Source organism: Goekera deserti (assembly GCF_010685995.1).
GTDB lineage: Bacteria > Actinomycetota > Actinomycetes > Mycobacteriales > Geodermatophilaceae > Goekera > Goekera deserti.
The window spans coordinates 37,696-55,650 of record NZ_JAAGWK010000035.1 but is presented as its reverse complement, the minus strand read 5'-3'; the positions used below and the strand labels follow the sequence as shown (position 1 = coordinate 55,650).

19 protein-coding genes are annotated in these 17,955 nt (G+C 76.2%); 8 read left to right on the top strand and 11 right to left on the bottom strand.

The genetic code is table 11. The annotated features are described in order from the left end of the window. Positions 1-12 precede the first annotated feature (12 nt). Complete coding sequence (locus tag G1H19_RS20990; protein ID WP_152730806.1) at positions 13-1,668, top strand: AMP-binding protein; 1,656 nt, start codon at positions 13-15, stop codon at positions 1,666-1,668. Positions 1,669-1,684: 16 nt separating this feature from the next. On the opposite strand, the gene G1H19_RS20985 is transcribed toward G1H19_RS20990, so the two are convergent. Further along, a complete protein-coding gene (locus tag G1H19_RS20985; protein ID WP_235928393.1) occupies positions 1,685-2,038 on the bottom strand; it encodes a DUF202 domain-containing protein in 354 nt (117 codons plus the stop codon). Then, a complete protein-coding gene (locus G1H19_RS20980; protein ID WP_162393567.1) occupies positions 2,035-2,415 on the bottom strand; it encodes a YidH family protein in 381 nt (126 codons plus the stop codon). Before G1H19_RS20980 ends, G1H19_RS20985 begins: the two co-directional genes overlap by 4 nt. A gap of 153 nt (positions 2,416-2,568) precedes the next feature. Between G1H19_RS20980 and G1H19_RS24960 the strand changes: the two genes are divergently transcribed. Beyond that, positions 2,569-2,952, top strand: a complete 384-nt coding sequence (locus tag G1H19_RS24960; RefSeq protein ID WP_162393568.1) for a cold-shock protein — start codon at positions 2,569-2,571, stop codon at positions 2,950-2,952. A gap of 7 nt (positions 2,953-2,959) precedes the next feature. Here G1H19_RS24960 and G1H19_RS20970 read toward each other — a convergent pair whose 3' ends face one another. Together G1H19_RS20970 and G1H19_RS23655 are read right to left on the bottom strand one after the other, a co-directional pair. Beyond that, positions 2,960-3,478, bottom strand: a complete 519-nt coding sequence (locus G1H19_RS20970) for a DUF2771 family protein (RefSeq protein WP_162393569.1) — start codon at positions 3,476-3,478, stop codon at positions 2,960-2,962. Then, on the bottom strand, positions 3,475-4,878 hold the full coding sequence (locus G1H19_RS23655) for an MFS transporter (protein ID WP_162393570.1): 1,404 nt from the start codon (positions 4,876-4,878) through the stop codon (positions 3,475-3,477). Before G1H19_RS23655 ends, G1H19_RS20970 begins: the two co-directional genes overlap by 4 nt. 917 nt (positions 4,879-5,795) lie before the next feature. On the opposite strand from G1H19_RS23655, the gene G1H19_RS20960 reads away from it, so the two are divergent. Then, a complete protein-coding gene (locus tag G1H19_RS20960) occupies positions 5,796-6,638 on the top strand; it encodes a DUF3027 domain-containing protein (RefSeq protein WP_235928395.1) in 843 nt (280 codons plus the stop codon). A 67-nt stretch (positions 6,639-6,705) separates the two neighbouring features. Here the strand turns inward: G1H19_RS20960 and G1H19_RS20955 are convergent, their stop codons facing one another. The 3 genes from G1H19_RS20955 to G1H19_RS20945 form a co-directional block, all read right to left on the bottom strand. Further along, entirely contained in the window at positions 6,706-6,921 is a 216-nt protein-coding gene (locus tag G1H19_RS20955) for a hypothetical protein (protein ID WP_152730808.1), read from the bottom strand. Between the two features lie 99 nt (positions 6,922-7,020). After that, complete coding sequence (locus tag G1H19_RS20950; protein WP_152730809.1) at positions 7,021-7,341, bottom strand: hypothetical protein; 321 nt, start codon at positions 7,339-7,341, stop codon at positions 7,021-7,023. A gap of 94 nt (positions 7,342-7,435) precedes the next feature. Beyond that, a complete protein-coding gene (locus G1H19_RS20945) occupies positions 7,436-7,660 on the bottom strand; it encodes a DUF2530 domain-containing protein (RefSeq protein ID WP_162393571.1) in 225 nt (74 codons plus the stop codon). 199 nt (positions 7,661-7,859) lie between these two features. On the opposite strand from G1H19_RS20945, the gene G1H19_RS20940 reads away from it, so the two are divergent. The 4 genes from G1H19_RS20940 (at position 7,860) to thpR (ending at position 11,868) form a co-directional block, all read left to right on the top strand. Beyond that, entirely contained in the window at positions 7,860-9,380 is a 1,521-nt protein-coding gene (locus G1H19_RS20940; protein ID WP_235928397.1) for an NCS2 family permease, read from the top strand. 34 nt (positions 9,381-9,414) lie between these two features. After that, positions 9,415-9,849, top strand: a complete 435-nt coding sequence (locus G1H19_RS20935) for a MarR family winged helix-turn-helix transcriptional regulator (protein WP_162393572.1) — start codon at positions 9,415-9,417, stop codon at positions 9,847-9,849. A gap of 35 nt (positions 9,850-9,884) precedes the next feature. Next, entirely contained in the window at positions 9,885-11,180 is a 1,296-nt protein-coding gene (locus G1H19_RS20930; protein WP_152730810.1) for an MFS transporter, read from the top strand. A 121-nt stretch (positions 11,181-11,301) separates the two neighbouring features. Beyond that, positions 11,302-11,868, top strand: coding sequence for an RNA 2',3'-cyclic phosphodiesterase (gene thpR, locus G1H19_RS20925; RefSeq protein WP_162393573.1), 567 nt, complete (start codon positions 11,302-11,304; stop codon positions 11,866-11,868). On the opposite strand, the gene G1H19_RS20920 is transcribed toward thpR, so the two are convergent. Next, positions 11,856-12,824, bottom strand: a complete 969-nt coding sequence (locus tag G1H19_RS20920) for an aldo/keto reductase (protein WP_152730811.1) — start codon at positions 12,822-12,824, stop codon at positions 11,856-11,858. The two genes, thpR and G1H19_RS20920, sit on opposite strands and share 13 nt — an antisense overlap. Before the next feature lie 27 nt (positions 12,825-12,851). Between G1H19_RS20920 and G1H19_RS20915 the strand changes: the two genes are divergently transcribed. Then, on the top strand, positions 12,852-13,694 hold the full coding sequence (locus G1H19_RS20915) for a thioesterase family protein (RefSeq protein ID WP_162393574.1): 843 nt from the start codon (positions 12,852-12,854) through the stop codon (positions 13,692-13,694). A 119-nt stretch (positions 13,695-13,813) separates the two neighbouring features. On the opposite strand, the gene G1H19_RS20910 is transcribed toward G1H19_RS20915, so the two are convergent. From G1H19_RS20910 to G1H19_RS20900, 3 genes are read right to left on the bottom strand one after another with little or no spacing between them, the layout of a single operon-like run. Next, positions 13,814-16,465, bottom strand: coding sequence for an FtsX-like permease family protein (locus G1H19_RS20910; protein WP_152730812.1), 2,652 nt, complete (start codon positions 16,463-16,465; stop codon positions 13,814-13,816). Then, positions 16,462-17,145, bottom strand: a complete 684-nt coding sequence (locus tag G1H19_RS20905; protein WP_162393575.1) for an ABC transporter ATP-binding protein — start codon at positions 17,143-17,145, stop codon at positions 16,462-16,464. Before G1H19_RS20905 ends, G1H19_RS20910 begins: the two co-directional genes overlap by 4 nt. Further along, positions 17,142-17,930: an ABC transporter ATP-binding protein gene (locus tag G1H19_RS20900; protein WP_152730814.1), complete on the bottom strand. Its 789-nt coding sequence runs from the start codon at positions 17,928-17,930 to the stop codon at positions 17,142-17,144. Before G1H19_RS20900 ends, G1H19_RS20905 begins: the two co-directional genes overlap by 4 nt. Positions 17,931-17,955 lie beyond the last annotated feature (25 nt).

Here is a 17,955-nt window from a genome sequence, read left to right as displayed (position 1 = left end):
CAGCGTCCCGGCATGACCGCCCCCGCACTGCCCTCCTACAGCAGTGGCACCTCCACGGTGCCGCTGCTCGGGGACACGATCGGGGCCGACCTGGACCGCACGGCCGCGCGGGTCGGCGACCACGAGGCACTCGTCGAGTGCGCCACCGGCCGGCGCTGGACCTACCCGCAGCTGGTGGCCGACGTCGACGCGTGCGCCCTGGGCCTGCACTCCCTGGGCCTGCAGAAGGGCGACCGGGTCGGCATCTGGGCGCCGAACTGCGCCGAGTGGGTCCTCGTCCAGTACGGCACGGCGAAGCTCGGCGTCGTCCTGGTGAACATCAACCCCGCCTACCGCACGCACGAGCTGTCCTACGTGCTGCGCCAGGCCGGCATCTCCGTGCTGGTCGCGGCCCCGAGCTTCAAGACCAGCGACTACCGCGCGATGGTCGCCGAGGTGCGCGCCGACTGCCCCGACCTGCGCGAGGTCGCGTTCCTGGGTGACCCGGAGTGGGACGCGCTCATGGACCGTGGCCGCTCGGCCGACCGCGGGCTGCTGGCCGAGCGGGCCGGGCAGCTCACCGCCGACGACCCGATCAACATCCAGTACACCTCGGGCACCACCGGCTTCCCCAAGGGCGCCACGCTCACCCACCACAACCTGCTCAACAACGGCTTCTTCGTGGGCGAGGGCTGCGGCTACACCGAGGCCGACCGGGTCTGCATCCCGGTGCCCTACTACCACTGCTTCGGCATGGGCATGGGCAACCTCGGCTGCACCTCGCACGGGGCGACGATGGTCATCCCCGCGCCCGGCTTCGACCCCGCGCTCACCCTGCAGGCGGTGCAGGACGAGCGGTGCACCTCGCTGTACGGCGTCCCGACGATGTTCATCGCCGAGCTCGCCCTGCCCGACTTCGCCTCCTACGACCTGTCCAGCCTGCGCACCGGGATCATGGCCGGCTCGCCGTGCCCGGTCGAGGTGATGAAGCGCGTGGTCAGCGAGATGGGCATGCAGGAGGTCACCATCTGCTACGGCATGACCGAGACCTCGCCGGTGTCCACGCAGACCGGTGCCGACGACGACCTCGACCGGCGCACCTCCACCGTGGGCCGGGTGCACCCGCACCTGGAGGTGAAGGTGGTCGACCCGGCCACCGGGCTCACCGTGCCGCGCGGGGTGACCGGCGAGTTCTGCACCCGCGGCTACTCGGTGATGCTCGGCTACTGGGAGCAGCCGGAGAAGACCGCCGAGGTGCTCGACGCCGCCCGCTGGATGCACACCGGCGACCTCGCCGTCATGGACGAGGCCGGGTACCTGAACATCGTCGGCCGGATCAAGGACATGGTGATCCGCGGCGGGGAGAACGTGTACCCGCGCGAGGTCGAGGAGTTCCTCCACACCCACCCGGACGTCGTCGACGCGCAGGTCATCGGCGTCCCCGACGAGCGGTACGGCGAGGAGCTGATGGCCTGGGTGCGGCTGCGCGAGGGCGCCGAGCCGCTCACCGCGGAGGCCCTGCGCACCTGGTGCGCCGGGAAGCTCGCCCACTACAAGGTGCCCCGCTACGTCAAGGTGGTCACCGAGTTCCCGATGACCGTCACCGGCAAGGTGCGCAAGGTGGAGATGCGCCAGGTGTCGGTGGAAGAGCTGGGCCTGCAGGGCGCGGCCGCCGTCCGCAACGCCTGAGGGGACCGGGCCGAGGTCAGGGCAGGAGGGCGACGGCGGCCAGGCCGGCCAGGGCGGTGAGCACGACCACGCCGGTGGCGAGGGCCGCACCACGTGCGGCCCGGCCGCTGCCACCGGTCTCCGCCGCCTGCCGCGCCGTGCGCAGTCGGTGGGGGCCGGCGGCGCCCAGCAGGGCCAGCCCGGCCAGCGCCACCACGGCGGCCGGCAGCACGACCAGCGGCCGGTCCCGCACGACCGCGGCCCGGGCCAGCAGCGCGGCCACCGCGAGCACGCCGAGCGCGGTGCGCTGCCAGGCCAGCGCCGTGCGCGCCGGCTGGGTCTCCCCGGGCCGGCGGGGCACACCACCGGCCGGCGGGGGAGCGGGACTCACCCGCGCAGCGCGTCGACGACCACGAGCGCGCCGACCAGCACCACGAGCACGGCGACGGTCGCCGCCGCCCAGCTGCCCATCGACCCGTCGGGCAGCGGGGCGTCCGCGGCGATCGCGGCCTCGGCCCGCCGGTACCGCCGGTGCCCGGCCAGCGCGGTGACCAGCCCACCGGCGAGCAGCAGGACGGCGACGACGGTGCCGCCGTGCGGCACGCCCAGACCGGGGGCGAACTGGGCGATCGCCACGCCACCGGCCACCAGGGCCAGCGCGGTGCGCAGCCAGGCCAGCAGGGTGCGCTCGTTGGCCAGGGAGAACCGGTAGTCGGGGTGCCCGGCCCCGGTCGGCGGCGGACCCGGGGCGGGCGCGGCGGACGGCACGGGGTCAGCGTAGGCGCGCCGGCCGTCCGCTCCCCGGGCGCGGAAACCAGCGGGACCGGCGGCGCGTGGCCCGACTAACCTGGACGCGGCGGCGCACGCAGCTGCCCCAGGTGCCGGCCAGCTCCACCGGCGACGACGACCCGAAGGAACAACGTGCCCAGCGGCAAGGTGAAGTGGTTCAACGCGGAGAAGGGCTTCGGCTTCCTCGCCCGCGACGGCGGCCCCGACGTGTTCGTGCACAAGGACGCCCTGCCCAGCGGCACCACGGAGCTGAAGCCCGGTCAGCGCGTCGAGTTCGGCATCGTCGAGGGCCGGCGCGGTGACCAGGCCCTGCAGGTGCAGGTGCTGGACCCGCTGCCCTCGGCCGTCGCCGCGACCCGCAAGAGCCCCGACGAGCTCGTGCCGATCATCGAGGACCTGATCAAGCTCCTGGACGGCGTCTCCACCGGCCTGCGCCACGGTCGCCACCCGGACAAGCCGGTGGGCCGCAAGATCGGCTCGCTGCTGCGCGCCGTCGCCGGCGACCTGGAGGGTTGAGGCCCGGTCAGCCGGCGGGGGCCGGGGTGGCGGGGGCGGTGGTGTCGCTGATGGCGCCACCGGCGCGGATGAAGCCGACCGGCCACGCGCCGGACAGCCCGTTGCAGTCCTCGCCGGCGTCCTGGACGACGACCAGGTAGAAGCCCGGCGGGCTGACGTCGGAGCTGTTGATCTCGCTGAACACCTCGGTGTCGGCGCCCACGTCGACCTCACCGATCTTGGTGGCCAGCTGGTCGTCGTACACCTGCACCGACCAGCCGCTGTCCGCGACCTCCGACGGCACCCGCAGGGTGATGGCGGTGTCGGGGGACACGTCGACGACCGGCGGCACGATGTCGTAGCGCTCGCCGCCCTCGTCGCCGAAGCAGAACTGGGTGGGCTGCAGCACGATCTGCTGGTCGGCGGTCTGCACGCTGACCGTCGGCGGTCCGTCGTCGGCGGCGCTGCCGCCGCAGCCCGCGGTCAGCCCGAGCAGTGCCGCGCCGACCGTGGCCCGGGCTGCCCGCCTCGTGGTGCGCCTGCTCACCAGTACCGGTCCTCTCCGCCTCGCCCGTCCGTGGGCCCGGGGTCGGTGTCCCCGGCGTCCGGCGGGGTGGGTCGGCCGAGGCGTCCCGACGGTCCGGATGCGGTGCGGCCGCGGCGGTGCTGGCCCCACAGGACCAGGCCGACCGCCAGCGCGAGCAGGGCGGCGGCCACCGCGAAGCCGAGCCGGCCGTTCGCCGGCAGGGCCACCGCGACGGCGCCGCCGGCGACCCAGGCCAGCTGCAGCCAGGTCTCCGACCGGCCGAACGCCGAGGCGCGCAGGGCCTCGGGCACCTCGCGCTGGATGATCGCGTCCAGCGCCACCTTGCCCAGCGCGTTGCTCACCGACGACACGGCGACCACCAGCGCGGCCACCGGGAAGCTGTAGAGCAGCGCGGCGATCACGGTGATCACCGCCGCGGACCCGGCGGAGACCAGCACCAGGGTGTCCGGGCGGGCGGCGTGCAGCCGTGACCCGACGGCGGTGCCGGCGAAGCTGCCCACCCCGGCGGCCACCGCGATCACGCCCAGCGCGCCGGTGGCCTCCCACCCGTCGGGGAACGTGGCCTGGGTGAGGAACGCGGCGAAGATGGTGAGGAAGCCGCTGAGCCCGCGCAGCGCCGCGGTCGCGCGCAGCGCGGTGACCACGTGCGGCCCGGCCGAGGGACGCCGGGTCCGCTCGTCGGAGAGGTCCTCGGTGGTCAGCACGGTGGCCGGGGTCTCGCCCTGCGGCAGGTCGACGTGGGCGGGCAGCCGGAAGGCGAGCACCCCGCCGGCGAGGAACACCGCGGCCGTGGCACCCAGCTCCCAGGAGAAGCCGAGGGTCGCGGCCAGACCCGCGCCGAGCCCGCCCAGCACCCCGGAGGCAGCCAGGCCGAAGACCGACATCCGTGCGTTGGCCGACGTCAGCGACATCGCGTCCGGCAGCACCCGCGGGACCACGGCCGCCTTGAGCACGTTGAACGACTTGGACAGCACCAGGACGCCGAGCGCGGCCGGGTAGAGCCCCAGGTCGTCGAAGTGGAAGAGCATCACCAGGGCCAGCACGGTGCGCCCGATCAGCGCGCCCGCCATCGCCGCGCGGCGCCCGCGCTGCAGGCGGTCCAGCAGCGGGCCGATCACCGGCGCGAGCAGCGCGAACGGGGCCACCGTGACCAGCAGGTACAGGGCCACGTTGGTGCGCTGGGCGTCACCGGCGGCGGCGAAGAACAGCGTCCCGGCCAGCGACACCGCGATCATCGCGTCCCCGGCGGCGTGCAGGGCGTTGACCCAGAGCAGGCCGGTCAGCCCGCTCTCGCCCGCCCCGTCGGCCCGGCTGGCGTCGTCCACCCGCCGGACGGCGTTGCGGGTCAGCTCGCGGGTGCGTGCGGCGGCCACCCGGGTGACGGTCAGCTTCCTGGGCACGCCCGTCGCAGCGGCGGGTGGTGCCGGCTGCTCGGCGGGCTGCTCGGGGGAGCCGTGGGGCGGCGGCGCGTACGGCTCCGCGTACGGCGCGGTCCCGGGGTGCGGGGCACCGTACGGCGGAGCGCCGTACGGGGGAGGCCCCGGAGGCGGTCCGTACTGGGGCGCGCCGTACTGCGGTGGCCCGTAGGGGGATCCGCCGTGCTGCGGTGCGCCGTACGGGGGCGCGCCGTACGGGGGTGCCTGCCCCGGGTACGGGAGCGGGCCGGCCGAGTGCGGAGCTCCCGGGTGCTGCTGGGGTCCCTGGTACGCCGGCCCCGGCTGCTGCTGGGGTGGCTGCCACGGGCCCTGATGCGACGGGCTCTGCTGCCAGGGGCCCTGCTGCGACGGGCCGGGCTGCCGCGGGTCGGGCTGCCGCGGGTCGGGCTGCCACGCGCCGGGCTGCCACGGGCCGGGCTGCCACGGGCCGGCGTCCGGGGAGCCTGCGGGCGACCCCGCGGGGGCCTGCGTGGACGGCGCGCCCGGGGGCTGCCCGCCCAGGGGCCGCGCGGTCGGGGACTGGTGGCCCGGGGCGTGCGGTGCGGGGGACCAGGCGGCCGGGCCGGGGCCGCTCGCCGGAGGCCACGCCGAGCCGTCGGGCTGCGGCGCGCCGCCCGGGCGGGCCGGGACGACCTGCACCACGGTCGGGTGGTCGTCGCCCGGCGGCTGGTGCCCGGCGACCGGCAGCGGTGCGGTCTCCACCCGGGGGACGTGCAGCGGCGTGGTGTCCAGCCGGTCCTGCTCCGCCGGCGCGGCACGACGCCACGGTGACCTGCGGCGCGGCAGGCGGCGGTCGGGGGACGAGGGCACGGGCCAATCGTGCCTCACCCAGCTGAGATGCCGGTCGGAGCGCGCTGGCGCCTGCGGGGGATGATGGTGCGGTGTCCGACTCCGAGCAGGCCCTCCCGGTGCCCGACGAGGCATCCGCCACCGCCCCGTCCGGCCCCGTGAGCTCGCTCGCCGCGGCCGTCGAGCTGGCCCGCGCGGCCGCCGTCGACGTCGCCGGCGACCCGACCGCGGTCGGGGAGCACCGGGGCACCAGCACCGAGACGGTCGTCAGCGACCTGCCCGACGTGCCTGCCGAGGCACTGGGCCAGCTGCTCACCCACCACTTCGCCGCGTCCCTGCCCGGCTACGTCGGCTGGACGTGGGCGGTCACCCTGGCCGGCGCGCCCGGCGGTGAGCCGACGCTCGACGAGGTCGTGCTGCTGCCCGGTGACGAGGCGCTGCTGGCCCCCGAGTGGGTGCCGTGGCAGGAGCGCCTGCGCCCCGGCGACCTCTCCGTCGGCGACGTGCTTCCCTCCACCGAGGACGACGACCGGCTGGTGCCCGCCTACCTCGTCGACGACGACGCCGCCGACGACCCGGCCGCCCGCGCGGTGGCCACCGAGATCGGCCTGGGCCGCGAGCGCGTGCTGTCCCCGCGCGGGCGCAGCCAGGCCGTCGCGCGCTGGCTGACCGGCGACTTCGGGCCCGACTCGCCGATGGCCCGGCAGGCACCCGGCCGCTGCGGCACCTGCGGCTTCTTCCTCCCGCTGGCCGGCGTGCTCCGCCAGTCGATCGGTGCCTGCAGCAACGCCTACGCGCCGGCCGACGGCCGCGTCGTCCCGGTCGAGTACGGCTGCGGCGCGCACAGCCAGGCCACGCTGGTCGACAGCGGGGGCGCGCCGGCCGAGGTCGTGCACACCGCGCGCTACGACACCGCGGACTTCGACGTCATCTGAGCCGGCTCGGGCAGGGACCCGGGCGGAGGTCGTCCCGCGCTGAGGTCGGACCCTCCTCGGGCAGGGCTCAGACCCCTCCGCCGTGGACCGTGGTCGGCTCCGCGCGCCGGGCGTCGCGCTGCTGCTGGTGCCGGAGGCAGAGCGCGCCGGCGGCCAGCACCGCGGTGCCGAGCACCAGCAGCTGGGCGGTACGGGCCTCGCCGTCGCCCATCGGGCGGCCGAAGCCGGGGGGCAGCAGAACCGCCTGTGCCGCCGCGCCGAGCGGGACGACCAGCCTGCCCACCAGCCCGAGCAGGTCGCGCCGGCGCGCCAGTCCACCTGCGGCGCCCAGCGCCGAGCCGAGCAGCAGCGCCGCGACGGCCCAGAACAGCAGCTCCGCCGCCTACCCGGACAGCTCCTCTCCGCGGCCGGCCGCGTCGGTGACGTAGTAGGCCGGCACGGCACCGAGCAGGGCCAGGGAGCCGGTCAGCGCCCCGCGGCGCACTCCACCCGCCAGCCACCCACCGGCCACGGCGAGGGCAGCCCAGGCCCACCCGGCGTCCAGCAGCAGGCTGGCCACGACGGCGAGCCGGCGCAGCGGCCCGTCGGTGAGCGCCAACTGGCCGTACGGGGAGGAGAGAGCGTTGACCAGCGACGTGGTCGCCCCGAACACTGCGCCCCCCGCCACGGCCAGCGCCGCGGTCGTGCCCGGTCCCCGGTCCATGGGCGGAGATGGTGGTCGGTCGCGGCCCGGGTCGTCCGCCGCCACGCCGCAGTCATCGCGCCGCGCGCCCGACCGGGCCGTCGTCCGGTCGGGGTCAGTCCCGGCGGCGGCGCAGCTGGCCCTGCCAGCGCATGACGCCGAGGCCGCCGGAGGCCAGCACCAGGGCGCAGACGCAGGTCCAGGTCCAGACCCGGTCGACCCGGTCGCCCAGCAGCAGCAGGACCACCAGGGCCACCGCCCACGCGACCATCCCGATCACCACCACCCGGGCCGTGTCGACCTCCAGGGGCAGCGGCGCGGGCCGGGTGGGTGCGGGCACGCGCCGACTCTAGGGCGTGCCCGGCCGGGCGCGGACCCTGGCGTGCCGGCCGGGCCTCGTCCTGCCGGTACGTGTCGGTGGACCGCCGCACCCCCGGGCCGGTCGGGGGTGTGGCACGCTGTCGCCGCTCGAGACCGTCCCACCGCACCGGCCCGGGGAGACACCCCGCCGCCTCGGTGGCCACCCGGGGAGTCCCGCCGTGCCCGACAAGTCCCGTCCCGCCGGTGCGCCACGCGCCGCCGGGAGCACCGCCGCGACCGGCGCCAGCGCACCCCGGCGCAGCCCGGGGCCGCAGATGCGCCCGAAGAACGGCCTCGACCGCTACTTCGGCATCACCGCCCGCCGCTCCACGGTGACCCGTGAGGTGCGCGGCGGCGTCGTCACCTTCTTCACGATGGCCTACATCGTGGTGCTCAACCCGATCATCTTGTCCGGCCCGGACGTCACCGGCGCCACGCTGCCGTTCCCCGCGGTCGCGGCGCTGACCGCCTTCGTGGCCGGCGTGCTCACCATCGCGATGGGCGTCATCGGGCGCTACCCGCTGGCCCTGGCGGCGGGCCTCGGGATCAACGCCGTCGTCGGGGTGTACGCGGCGACCCAGCTGACCTGGCCCGAGGTCATGGGCCTGGTCGTGCTGGAGGGCCTGCTCATCTCGGTGCTGGTGCTCACCGGCTTCCGGCGGGCCGTGTTCACCGCGATCCCCGCCCAGCTGAAGACGGCGATCGCGGTCGGCATCGGCTTCTTCCTCACCCTGATCGGCCTGGTGGACGCCGGGTTCGTCCGGCGCGCGGAGTCCGGCACGGTGCCGATCAGCTTCGGCGTCGGCGGCGAGCTGGCCGGTTGGCCGCTGCTGACCTTCGTCGTCGGCCTGGCGCTCACCAGCGTGCTCGTCGTCCGCAAGGTCCGGGGCGGGCTGCTGATCGGCATCATCGCCACCACGGTGCTGGCCATCGTCATCGAGGCGATCGCCTCGGTCGGCCCCGCCGTCGGCCCGGACGGCGCGCTCAACCCGCGCGGCTGGGCGCTGCAGGTGCCCCGGCTGCCCGACGACGTGGTCGCCGCCCCCGACTTCTCCATCGTCGGCAACTTCTCGCTGTTCGGCGGTTTCGAGCGGATCGGCGTCGTCGCCGCGCTGCTCATCGTGTTCGCGCTGATGATCGCCGACTTCTTCGACACCGTCGGCACGGTCACCGCGGTCGGCGCCGAGGGCGACCTGCTCGACTCCGACCGCAACCTGCCCGGCTCGCAGCCGGTGCTGCTGGTCGACTCGATCGCCGCCGCGGCCGGTGGCGCGGCCAGCATCTCCTCCAACACCACCTACGTGGAGAGCACCGCGGGCGTCGCGGACGGCGCCCGCACCGGCCTGGCCAGCGTCGTCACCGGCCTGCTGTTCCTGGTGGCGACGTTCTTCTCCCCGCTGGTGGAGGTGGTGCCCTCCGAGGCCGCCGCGCCCGTGCTGGTGATCGTCGGGGCCCTGCTGATCAGCCAGATCCGCGACCTGGAGTGGGGCGACCTGTCCCTGGTGATCCCGGCGTTCCTGACCATCGCGCTGATGCCGTTCACCTACTCGATCACCAACGGCATCGGTGCCGGCGTGGTCAGCTTCGTGCTGCTGCGCGCCGCCGTGGGCCGGGTCCGCGAGGTGCACCCGCTGATGTGGGTCGTGGCCGGGCTCTTCGTGGTCTACTTCGCCCTCGAACCGCTGCAGCAGCTGTTCTAGTTCATTACCTCTGCTCACGGGTTAGGGTGACGCCGTGCCACGCACCACGTTGGACACCGCCGCCCTGGCGCACGACCTGCGCCTGTCGGTCATGCGGTTCTCCCGGCGACTGCGCAACCAGCGCGTGGACACCTCGGTCACGCTCACCCACCTCGCCGCGCTGTCCACGCTCAAGCGGCACGGGCCGATGAGCCCGGGCGAGCTGGCCGGGCACGAGCGGGTGCAGCCGCCGTCCATGACCCGGGTCGTGGTGGCGCTGGAGGGCATGGGCCTGGTCACCCGGACGCCGCACCCGACCGACGGGCGCCAGGTGGTCATCGGTCTCACCGACGCCGCCGAGGACCTGCTGGCCGCCGAGGCCCGGGCCCGCGAGGCGTGGCTGTCCGGCCGGCTGCACGAGCTCACCGCCGAGGAGCGGACCGTGCTGCGCGACGCCTCGGTGATCATGGAGAAGCTCGCCGGTGGGTGACCGGTACGTCGGCTGACCGCGGGGCCTCGACCGGCATGTTCCGCGCCCTCCGGGTGTGGAACTACCGGCTGTTCGCCTCCACCAACCTCGTCAGCCAGACCGGCATGTGGGTGCAGCGCATCGGCCAGGACTGGCTGGTGCTCCAGCTGTCCGGCGACAGCGGGGTCGCCCTCGGGCTGATCACCGCCCTGCAGTTCGGCCCCGCGCTGGTGTTCAGCCTGGTCGGCGGCGTGCTCGCCGACCGCTACGACAAGCGCCGGCTGATCATGGTCACCCAGACCGTCATGGGCCTGCTGGCCCTCGTGCTGGGCAGCCTCGTCGCGCTCGACGTCGTCCGGCTGTGGCACGTGCTGGTGCTGGCCCTGCTGCTCGGGGTGGTGTCGGCGATCGACGCGCCGCTGCGGCAGTCGTTCGTCTCCGAGCTGGTCGGGCCCGGACTGCTGACCAACGCGGTGGGCCTCAACTCCACGATCTTCAACAGCGCCCGGTTGATCGGCCCCGCCGTCGCCGGCGGGGTGATCACCGCCTCCGGCGGGTCGACGACGCCGACGTTCTTCCTCAACGCGGCCAGCTTCGCGGTCACCATCGCGGCGCTGGCGCGCATGCGTCGCCACGAGCTGCACCCCAGCGACCCGGTGCCGCGGGGGCGCGGCCAGCTGCGCGCGGGCATCGCCTACACCCGCGGGCGGCCGGACCTGGTGCTGGCGATGGTGCTGGCCTTCGTCGTCGGCACGTTCGGGTTCAACACCCAGGTGACCATCGCGCTCATGGCCCGCCAGGTCTACGACGCCGGCGCCGGCGCGTTCGGCTTCCTCACCACCTGCTACGCGGTGGGCTCGCTGTGCGGGGCGCTGCTGAGCACCCGGCGGCAGGCCCGGCCGCGGCAGCGGTTCCTGGTGCTGGCCACCATCGGCTTCGGCCTGCTCACCGTGGTCTGCGGCCTGATGCCGAGCTACGCCACGTTCGCCGTGGCCCTGGTGCCGGCCGGTGCCGCCGGCCTGCTGTTCGCGGTCGCCTGCAACAGCTTCGTGCAGCTGGGGGTGGAGCCGCAGATGCGCGGGCGGGTGCTCTCGCTCTACCTGATGTGCTTCCTCGGCGGCACCCCCGTCGGCGCACCCACGGTGGGCTGGCTCGCCGAGCACCTCGGGGCGCCGGTGGCCTTCGTGGCCAGCGGGGCGCTGGTCGTCGTCGCCGGGTGCGCGGCCGGGCTGGTGCTGTCCCGGGGGCGGCGGGTCCGGCTGGAGGCACACGTCCTGCCGCCGCGGGTGCGGCTGCACGTCGGTGCCCGCACCGGCTCCGCGGTGCCGGACCCGGTGGCCGCGGGGCGGTGACCCCCTGACGGTCCAGCGCGGCCCCCGGCCACGTCGTCGGTGTGCCCGCTCGGCCCGGGCGTGGCGCCGGTGACCGGCTGCCCAGCGCCGGGCCGCCGCCCGGCCCGGCTGTTCGGAGGCGGTGACCCCGCCACCGGCCGCCGTCGACCACCTCGCCGCCGCGCTGGCCTCGCTCCGGGACGTACCGGGCGCTCCCCGCTGGACGCCGCCGGCCCGCTGGCACCTGACGCTGGTGTTCCTCGGCGACGTGCCCTCCGACGTCACCGCCCGGCTCGCCGACCGTGCCGGGCACGTGGTCCGGCGGTGCCCGCCGCTGTCGGTGCGGCTGGCCGGGGGCGGCAGCTTCGGGGTGCGTCGTCGTCCGGGCGTGTGCTGGGTGGGGGTGGCCGGCGACGTCGAGGCGCTGGCCGACCTGGCCGGCCGGCTGGCCGGGTCGGCCCGGGACGCCGGGGTCGACGTGGAGCGGCGGGAGTTCCGCGCCCACCTGACCGTGGGCCGGTGGCGGCCCGGCGCGCCGGTGGACGCCGGGCTGCCCGCGCGGCTGGACGGCTACCGCGGGCCGGTGTGGCCGGTCACCCGGGTGCAGCTGCTGCGCAGCCACCTGGGCCCGGACGCCCGGCACGAGCCGCTGGCCGGCTGGCCGGTCGGGGTGCCCGCGGACGGGCACCCCGACGCTCACCAGGCGTAGTGCTCCGGCGCCGTCCGGTACCCGGGGAAGAGCTCGTCGAGCGCGGCGAGCTGCTCGGTGCCCAGCGTGACGTCCAGGGCGCCCAGCGCACCGGTGAACTGCTCCATCGTGCGCGGGCCGATGATCGGGGCGGTGACCGCGGGCTGGTGCAGCAGCCAGGCCAGCCCGACGTCGGCCGGGGCGGCGCCCCACTCGGCGCACAGGTCCTCGTAGCGCTGCAGCTGCGGCCGCAGCTGCTCGATCTTCGCCTTCGCGCGCTCGTTGTGCCGGCGGCTGCCCTCCTGCTTCGCCAGCACCCCGGCCAGCAGGCCCTGCTGCAGCGGGCTCCACGGGATGATGCCGATGCCGTAGTGCTGCGCGGCCGGGATCACCTCCAGCTCGATCTCCCGGGTGAGCAGGTTGTAGATCGACTGCTCGCTGACCAGGCCGAGGAAGTGCCGGGAGCGAGCCGCCTCGTTGGCCGCGGCCAGCTGCCAGCCGGCGTGGTTGCTGGAGCCGACGTAGAGCACCTTGCCCTGCGCGACGAGCGTCTCGCAGGCCTGCCAGACCTCCTCCCACGGCGTCCTCAGGTCGACGTGGTGGAACTGGTACAGGTCGATCCAGTCGGTCTGCAGGCGCTGCAGCGAGGCGTCGACCGAGCGCACCAGGTTGCGGGCGGACAGGAACGTGTCGTTGGGCCAGTCGGTCATCGAGCCGTAGACCTTGGTGGCCAGCACGGTCTTCTCCCGGCGCTGACCGCCCTGCGCGAACCAGGTGCCGATGATCTCCTCGGTCCGGCCCTTGCCGGCGGCGAAGCCGTAGACGTTGGCGGTGTCGAAGAAGTTGACCCCCTCCTGGTGGGCGCGGTCCATGATGGCGTGCGAGGTGGCCTCGTCGGTCTCCGGGCCGAAGTTCATCGTGCCCAGGCAGAGCCGGGACACGGACAGACCGCTGCGACCGAGGTGCGTGTACTCCATGCCCCCCACCCTGGCACCCTGCCCTGTGTGCTGCAGACCCATGACCAGGACTCCGGTTTCGCCCGCTCCACCGCCGTGCGCCGGGACCACGAGGGCCGGCTGACCGCCCAGCTCGACGGCGGCTGGGAGGTGGGCGGCGGGATCCTCAACGGCGGCTACCTGCTGGCGGTGGCCGCCCGCGCCGCGGTGCTGTCCTCGCCGCACCCGCACGCGGTGGCGCTCGCGGCGAGCTACCTGCGCGCCGGTGCGGCCGGCCCCGCCCACCTGCAGGTCACCCCGGGCCCGACCGGGCGCACGCTGGCGCACTCGACGGTCGTGCTGGCCGACGAGGCCGGCCCGGTGATCAGCGTCCAGGCCACCACCGGCACCCTGGACCCCGGCCCGCAGACCTACACCGACGACGACACCGCCCCGCCGTCGGTCACCCCCGTCGAGGACTGCATCGACGTCGCCGCCGCGGCCGCGGGCGGGAGCACGGTGCCCGGCGTCGTCGCGCCGGGCCTGCTGGCCGAGCTGGACTGCCGGCTGGACCCGGCCACCGCCGGCTGGGCGGTCGGCGCCCCGGCGGGGGAGGCCGTCATGCGCGCCTGGGTGCGGCTGGCCGACGGCCGCGACCCCGACCCGCTGTCCCTGGTCGCCCTGCTCGACTGCCTGCCGCCGTCGATCTGGGGCGCCGGCACCCTCGGCTGGGCCCCGACCGTGCAGCTGCAGGCCCTCGTCCGGGCCCTGCCGGCGCCGGGCTGGTGCCTGGTCGAGTCGCGCACCGGCCAGGTCGCCGGCGGGTGGATCGACGAGGACTACCGCGTCTGGGACGCCACCGGCCGCCTCGTCGCCGTCAGCCGCCAGCTGGCCCGCACCCCCCGCCCCTGATCCCGCCGTCCTCAGCATTGATCAGCTGAGCTGATCACCGTCCGGCCGAGCTCACCAACGTTGGTGACTGTGGGCAGCGTTGATCAGCTGAGCTGATCAACGCTGGGCGGGGGGCTGGGTCAGGCGTCCTCGCGGAGGACGGAGGCGGGGTCGGCGCGGTCGGCGGCGTGCTGGGCGTAGAGGGCGGCCAGGCCGGCGAGCACCAGCGCCAGGACGGCGGTGACCAGCCCGGCGGTCCAGGGCACGTCCAGCAGCGGGGTCGGCGGGCGGATCAGGTCGACGTCCAGCCGCCGGTAGACCACGGCGACGGCGCCGGCGGCGAGCAGGGTGCCCAGCACCAGCCCGGCGACGGCGACGCCGCCCAGCTCCAGCAGCAGTGAGCGCAGGTGCGCCGCGCGGGTCAGGCCCAGCCGCCGGGCCATCACGTACCCGGACACCCGGCTGCGGCTGCGCGCCTCCAGGTACAGCAGCAGCCCGCCGGCGGCGATGACCCCGACGAAGACCGCGAGGGCCGACAGGTAGCCGAAGGTCCAGGTGATGCCCAGGAAGTTGGCCGTGTTCAGCACCAGCGCCTGGTCCACCACCCGCAGCGGGACGCCGCCGGCGGCGGTGAGCGCCTCGACGGCCGGGGCGGTGGGGCCCTCGGTCCAGATCTCGGCGGTGCGGTCGGCCCGGGCGCTGCGGTCGACGTCGGGCAGCCGGCTGGCGTCGACCAGCAGCACCGGGTCGGCCGTGCGCCGACCCGGCAGCACCCGGGCCTCCGCCACCACCTGCACCGGGACGGCGAGACTGCCCAGCTCCAGGTCGGCCGGCCCCGGCGCCAGCCCGGCGGCGACCACCGGCGGGCGGCCGTCGACGTCCGGCCCGCGCAGGGCCTCCAGGAGCTCCGGCAGCGGGGCGTCGGCGAAGGAGTCGTCCCAGAAGGCGGTGCGGGCGAACGTGTCGGGGTCGACCGCGAGCACCTGGACGTCGACCCGGCCGGCGCTGTCGCCGTCCTGCCCGGCCGGGGCCGGCACGCTGCCGTCGCCGTAGCGCACCACGTAGGTGCCGACGGCGTCGATCGCGGGTGTGGGGTCGAACCGGGACACCGAGGTGACCGCCCGCCCGGTGGTGCCGATCTGTACTCCGACCTTGGCGTCCAGCGTGGTCTGCGAGCTCTCGGTGAGCGTCGCGGTGTACCCCAGGACGGCGACCGGCAGCGTCACCGCCACCAGCAGCGTGGCGGTGGCCAGCCGGGCGGCGGCGAGCCGGTTGACGGCGAGGAACACCGCGGGGGAGCGTCGCCCGGCCCAGCGCCGCAGCCGGGGCAGCAGTGCGCTGAGCAGCCGGGCCAGCAGCACCGCGGAGCCGGCGATGGCCAGCAGCGGGAAGGCCACCAGCAGGCCGTTGACCTGCGCGACCCCGGCGTCCTGGCGGACGGCGTCCTGGCCGCGCAGCAGCACCCAGCACCAGCCGGCCGCGACCAGCAGCGCCAGCTCCCACGGCACCCGCGAGGGCCAGCGGGCGGCCGCGCCCAGCGGGCGCTCGGCGGTGCCCCGAGCGCGCAGCCCGGCGACGCCGGCCGCGCAGCCCAGGCCGACCACGAAGGCGGCCGCGCCGGCCCACAGCGCCGCGGTGGTGGCGGCGGGGTCGAGGTCGTCGGCCGGGCCCAGCACGGCGATCAGCCCGCGGGCCACGGTCCAGCCGAGCGCGGCCCCGGCCAGCGCCGGCAGCGCCAGCTCCAGCGCGGCCTTGCCGGCCAGCGGCAGCGGACCCACGCCGCGGGCGGCGAGCAGCCGCACCTCGGTGGCCCGCCGGTCGGCCCAGAAGCTGCCGGCCGCGGCGACGAGCACCAGCGCCAGCAGGCCGCCGGCGACCGCGACCGGCACGACCGGCCCGCGCAGCCCTGCCTCGATCAGCTCGGCCCGCGCGACGACGCCGGGCAGCCGCTCGTTGGGCACGAACGCTCCGGTCGCCGGCGGCGGGGTCGGCACGCGGCCCTGCGCCCGCGCCTGGGCGGCGAGCAGCTCCCGCGCGTCGGTGACCGACAGCTCGTCGGCCGCGACCGGCACCTGGGCCAGGCGGGCGGCACCGGTGCCCGCGGTGACGGCGTAGAAGGTGGCCTCGTCGGTGGCCAGCAGCAGGGCCGGCGGGGCGGTGTTGCCCGAGGCGTCGTTGGCGTACAGCTGGCGGTAGTCGCACCAGTAGGTGCTCTCGGGCACCCGGAACAGGTCGGTGTAGACACCGACCACCCGCACCGGGACGCCGGCCACCTCCACCTCGTCGCCCGGCGCCAGGCCGCTCGCCTCGGCGTAGGTCTGCGGCACCCACACGCCCGCGCCGTCGACCGAATCGACGACCTCGATGTTCTCCGCCGCGCCGGGCCGGTACAGCAGCCCGGCGGGCAGTGACAGCGGCTCGCCCCGCGCGTCGACCACCGGCAGCGCGCCCGGCGCCACGTCCGAGGTACCGATCCGGGCGAAGGCGAGGGCCGGCACGCTGACGCGACCCTCGGCTGCCCAGGCGGCGGCGAGGTCGGCGTCCGCTGCCTGGGAGACCGGTGGGCCGCTGTCCACCCCGATCTGGCCCCAGCCCACCTCGGCGCAGCCCTGCGCCAGTTGCTGCTGCAGCGCGGCCGACCGGGCGGAGGAGAGGAACAGCGGGGCGGAGGCGGCCGCGCAGGCCAGGATGGCCGAGGTGACCAGGACCGCCAGCACGGCCGCCGGCTGGCGCAGGCCCAGCAGCGGCGCGCGGGTCCAGGGCGCCAGCCGCCAGAGCGGGGGCCGGCTCATCGCGGCGCCCCCTCGGTGAGCCGGCCGTCGCGCATCGACAGCACCCGGTCGGCCCGGCCCCAGGCGACCTCGTCGTGCGTGGCCACCAGCACCGCCGAGCCCGCCCGGGCCTGGCCCACCACCTCGTCGAGCAGCAGGTCGGCGTGACCGCGGTCCTGGTGGGCCGTCGGCTCGTCGGCCAGCAGCACGGCCGGGCCGAGCAGCAGCGCCCGGGCGACGGCGACCCGCTGCTGCTCCCCGAGCGAGGCCTGGTGCGGGGCGCGAGCGGCGAGGTGGTCGATGCCGAAGGCCTCCATCAGCTCGCCCGCGCGCGGCCGCGAGGCGGCCAGCGCCCCGGTCAGCCGGGCCGGCAGCAGCACGTTGTCGGCCAGGTCGAGGTCGGCGAGCAGCCCGAGGGCCTGAGGCACCAGCGCCAGCTCCGGCCAGCCGAAGGTGTCCGCGCGCCGCCCGGCCAGCGCGCCGCCGTAGGTGACGCTGCCGGCGTCGGCGGTCTCCCACCCGCACAGCAGCGCCAGCAGCGTGCTCTTGCCCGAGCCCGACGGCCCGACCAGCGCCACGAACTCACCGGCCCGCACCCGCAGGTCCACGCCGTCCAGCGCGGTCACCGTCTCCGCCCCCCGGGTGAACCGCTTCACCGCGCCCCGCACCTCGACGGCGGGGCCGTCGTCCGGCCCCGTCACAGGGTCCCGCCCCGCGCGGAGCGTGGGGTGGGGGGTGAGGGGGTCCTCTCGCCGTGGTCCAGGTGCACGAAGCCGTCGGCGATGGCCATCACCCGGGGGTCGTGGCTGGACAGCACGAACGCCACCCCACCCCGGGCCAGCTCCTGCATCGCGGCCAGCACCCGCTCGGCGGCGGCGGTGTCCAGCTCCGCGGTCGGCTCGTCGGCGACCACCAGCGCCGGGTCGCCGACGACGCCGCAGGCCACCGCCAGCCGCTGCTGCTCCCCGCCGGACAGCTGCCGCGGCACGTGGTCGGCCCGCCCGCCCAGCCCGAGGCGCTCCAGCAGGTCGCGCACCTGGTCCGCGCCCACTCGGGCACCGCGCAGCTGGGCGGCCAGCTGCACCTGCGCGGTGGCGTCCAGGTAGGGCAGCAGGTTCTCCCCGGGTCGCTGGAACAGGTAGGCCACCTGCTGCTGGCGCAGCCGCCGCCGGGCCCGGGCGTTCAGCCCGTCCACCCGCCGGCCGGCGACGAGCACCTCGCCGGCGTCCGGGCGGTCGATGCAGGCGAGCAGCCGCAGCAGCGAGGACTTCCCCGACCCGGACGGGCCGACCACCACGGTCACCTGCGCGCGCGGGATCTCCAGGGAGACCCGGTCGAGCGCGGTGACGGTCTCGGTCGCCGTCCGGTAGGTCTTGACCACCGACCGGCAGACGGCGGCGGGGCCGGTGGTGGCCGAGTCCGCGGCGGCGAACACCGGGGCGTCGAGCGGGTCCTCGGCGTAGCCGGCGGGCTCCGTGTCGCTCATCGCCGGGCAGCCTAGAGGCAGCTCC

Excerpts from the sequence above, each read along its gene's own strand:
- G1H19_RS20990 (WP_152730806.1), top strand. The coding sequence starts at position 13 with ATGACCGCCCCCGCACTGCCCTCCTACAGCAGTGGCACCTCCACGGTG.
- G1H19_RS20950 (WP_152730809.1), bottom strand. The coding sequence starts at position 7,341 with ATGGACCGGGGACCGGGCACGACCGCGGCGCTGGCCGTGGCGGGGGGC.
- G1H19_RS20930 (WP_152730810.1), top strand. The coding sequence starts at position 9,885 with ATGTTCCGCGCCCTCCGGGTGTGGAACTACCGGCTGTTCGCCTCCACC.
- G1H19_RS20920 (WP_152730811.1), bottom strand. The coding sequence starts at position 12,824 with ATGGAGTACACGCACCTCGGTCGCAGCGGTCTGTCCGTGTCCCGGCTC.
- G1H19_RS20910 (WP_152730812.1), bottom strand. The coding sequence starts at position 16,465 with ATGAGCCGGCCCCCGCTCTGGCGGCTGGCGCCCTGGACCCGCGCGCCG.
- G1H19_RS20900 (WP_152730814.1), bottom strand. The coding sequence starts at position 17,930 with ATGAGCGACACGGAGCCCGCCGGCTACGCCGAGGACCCGCTCGACGCC.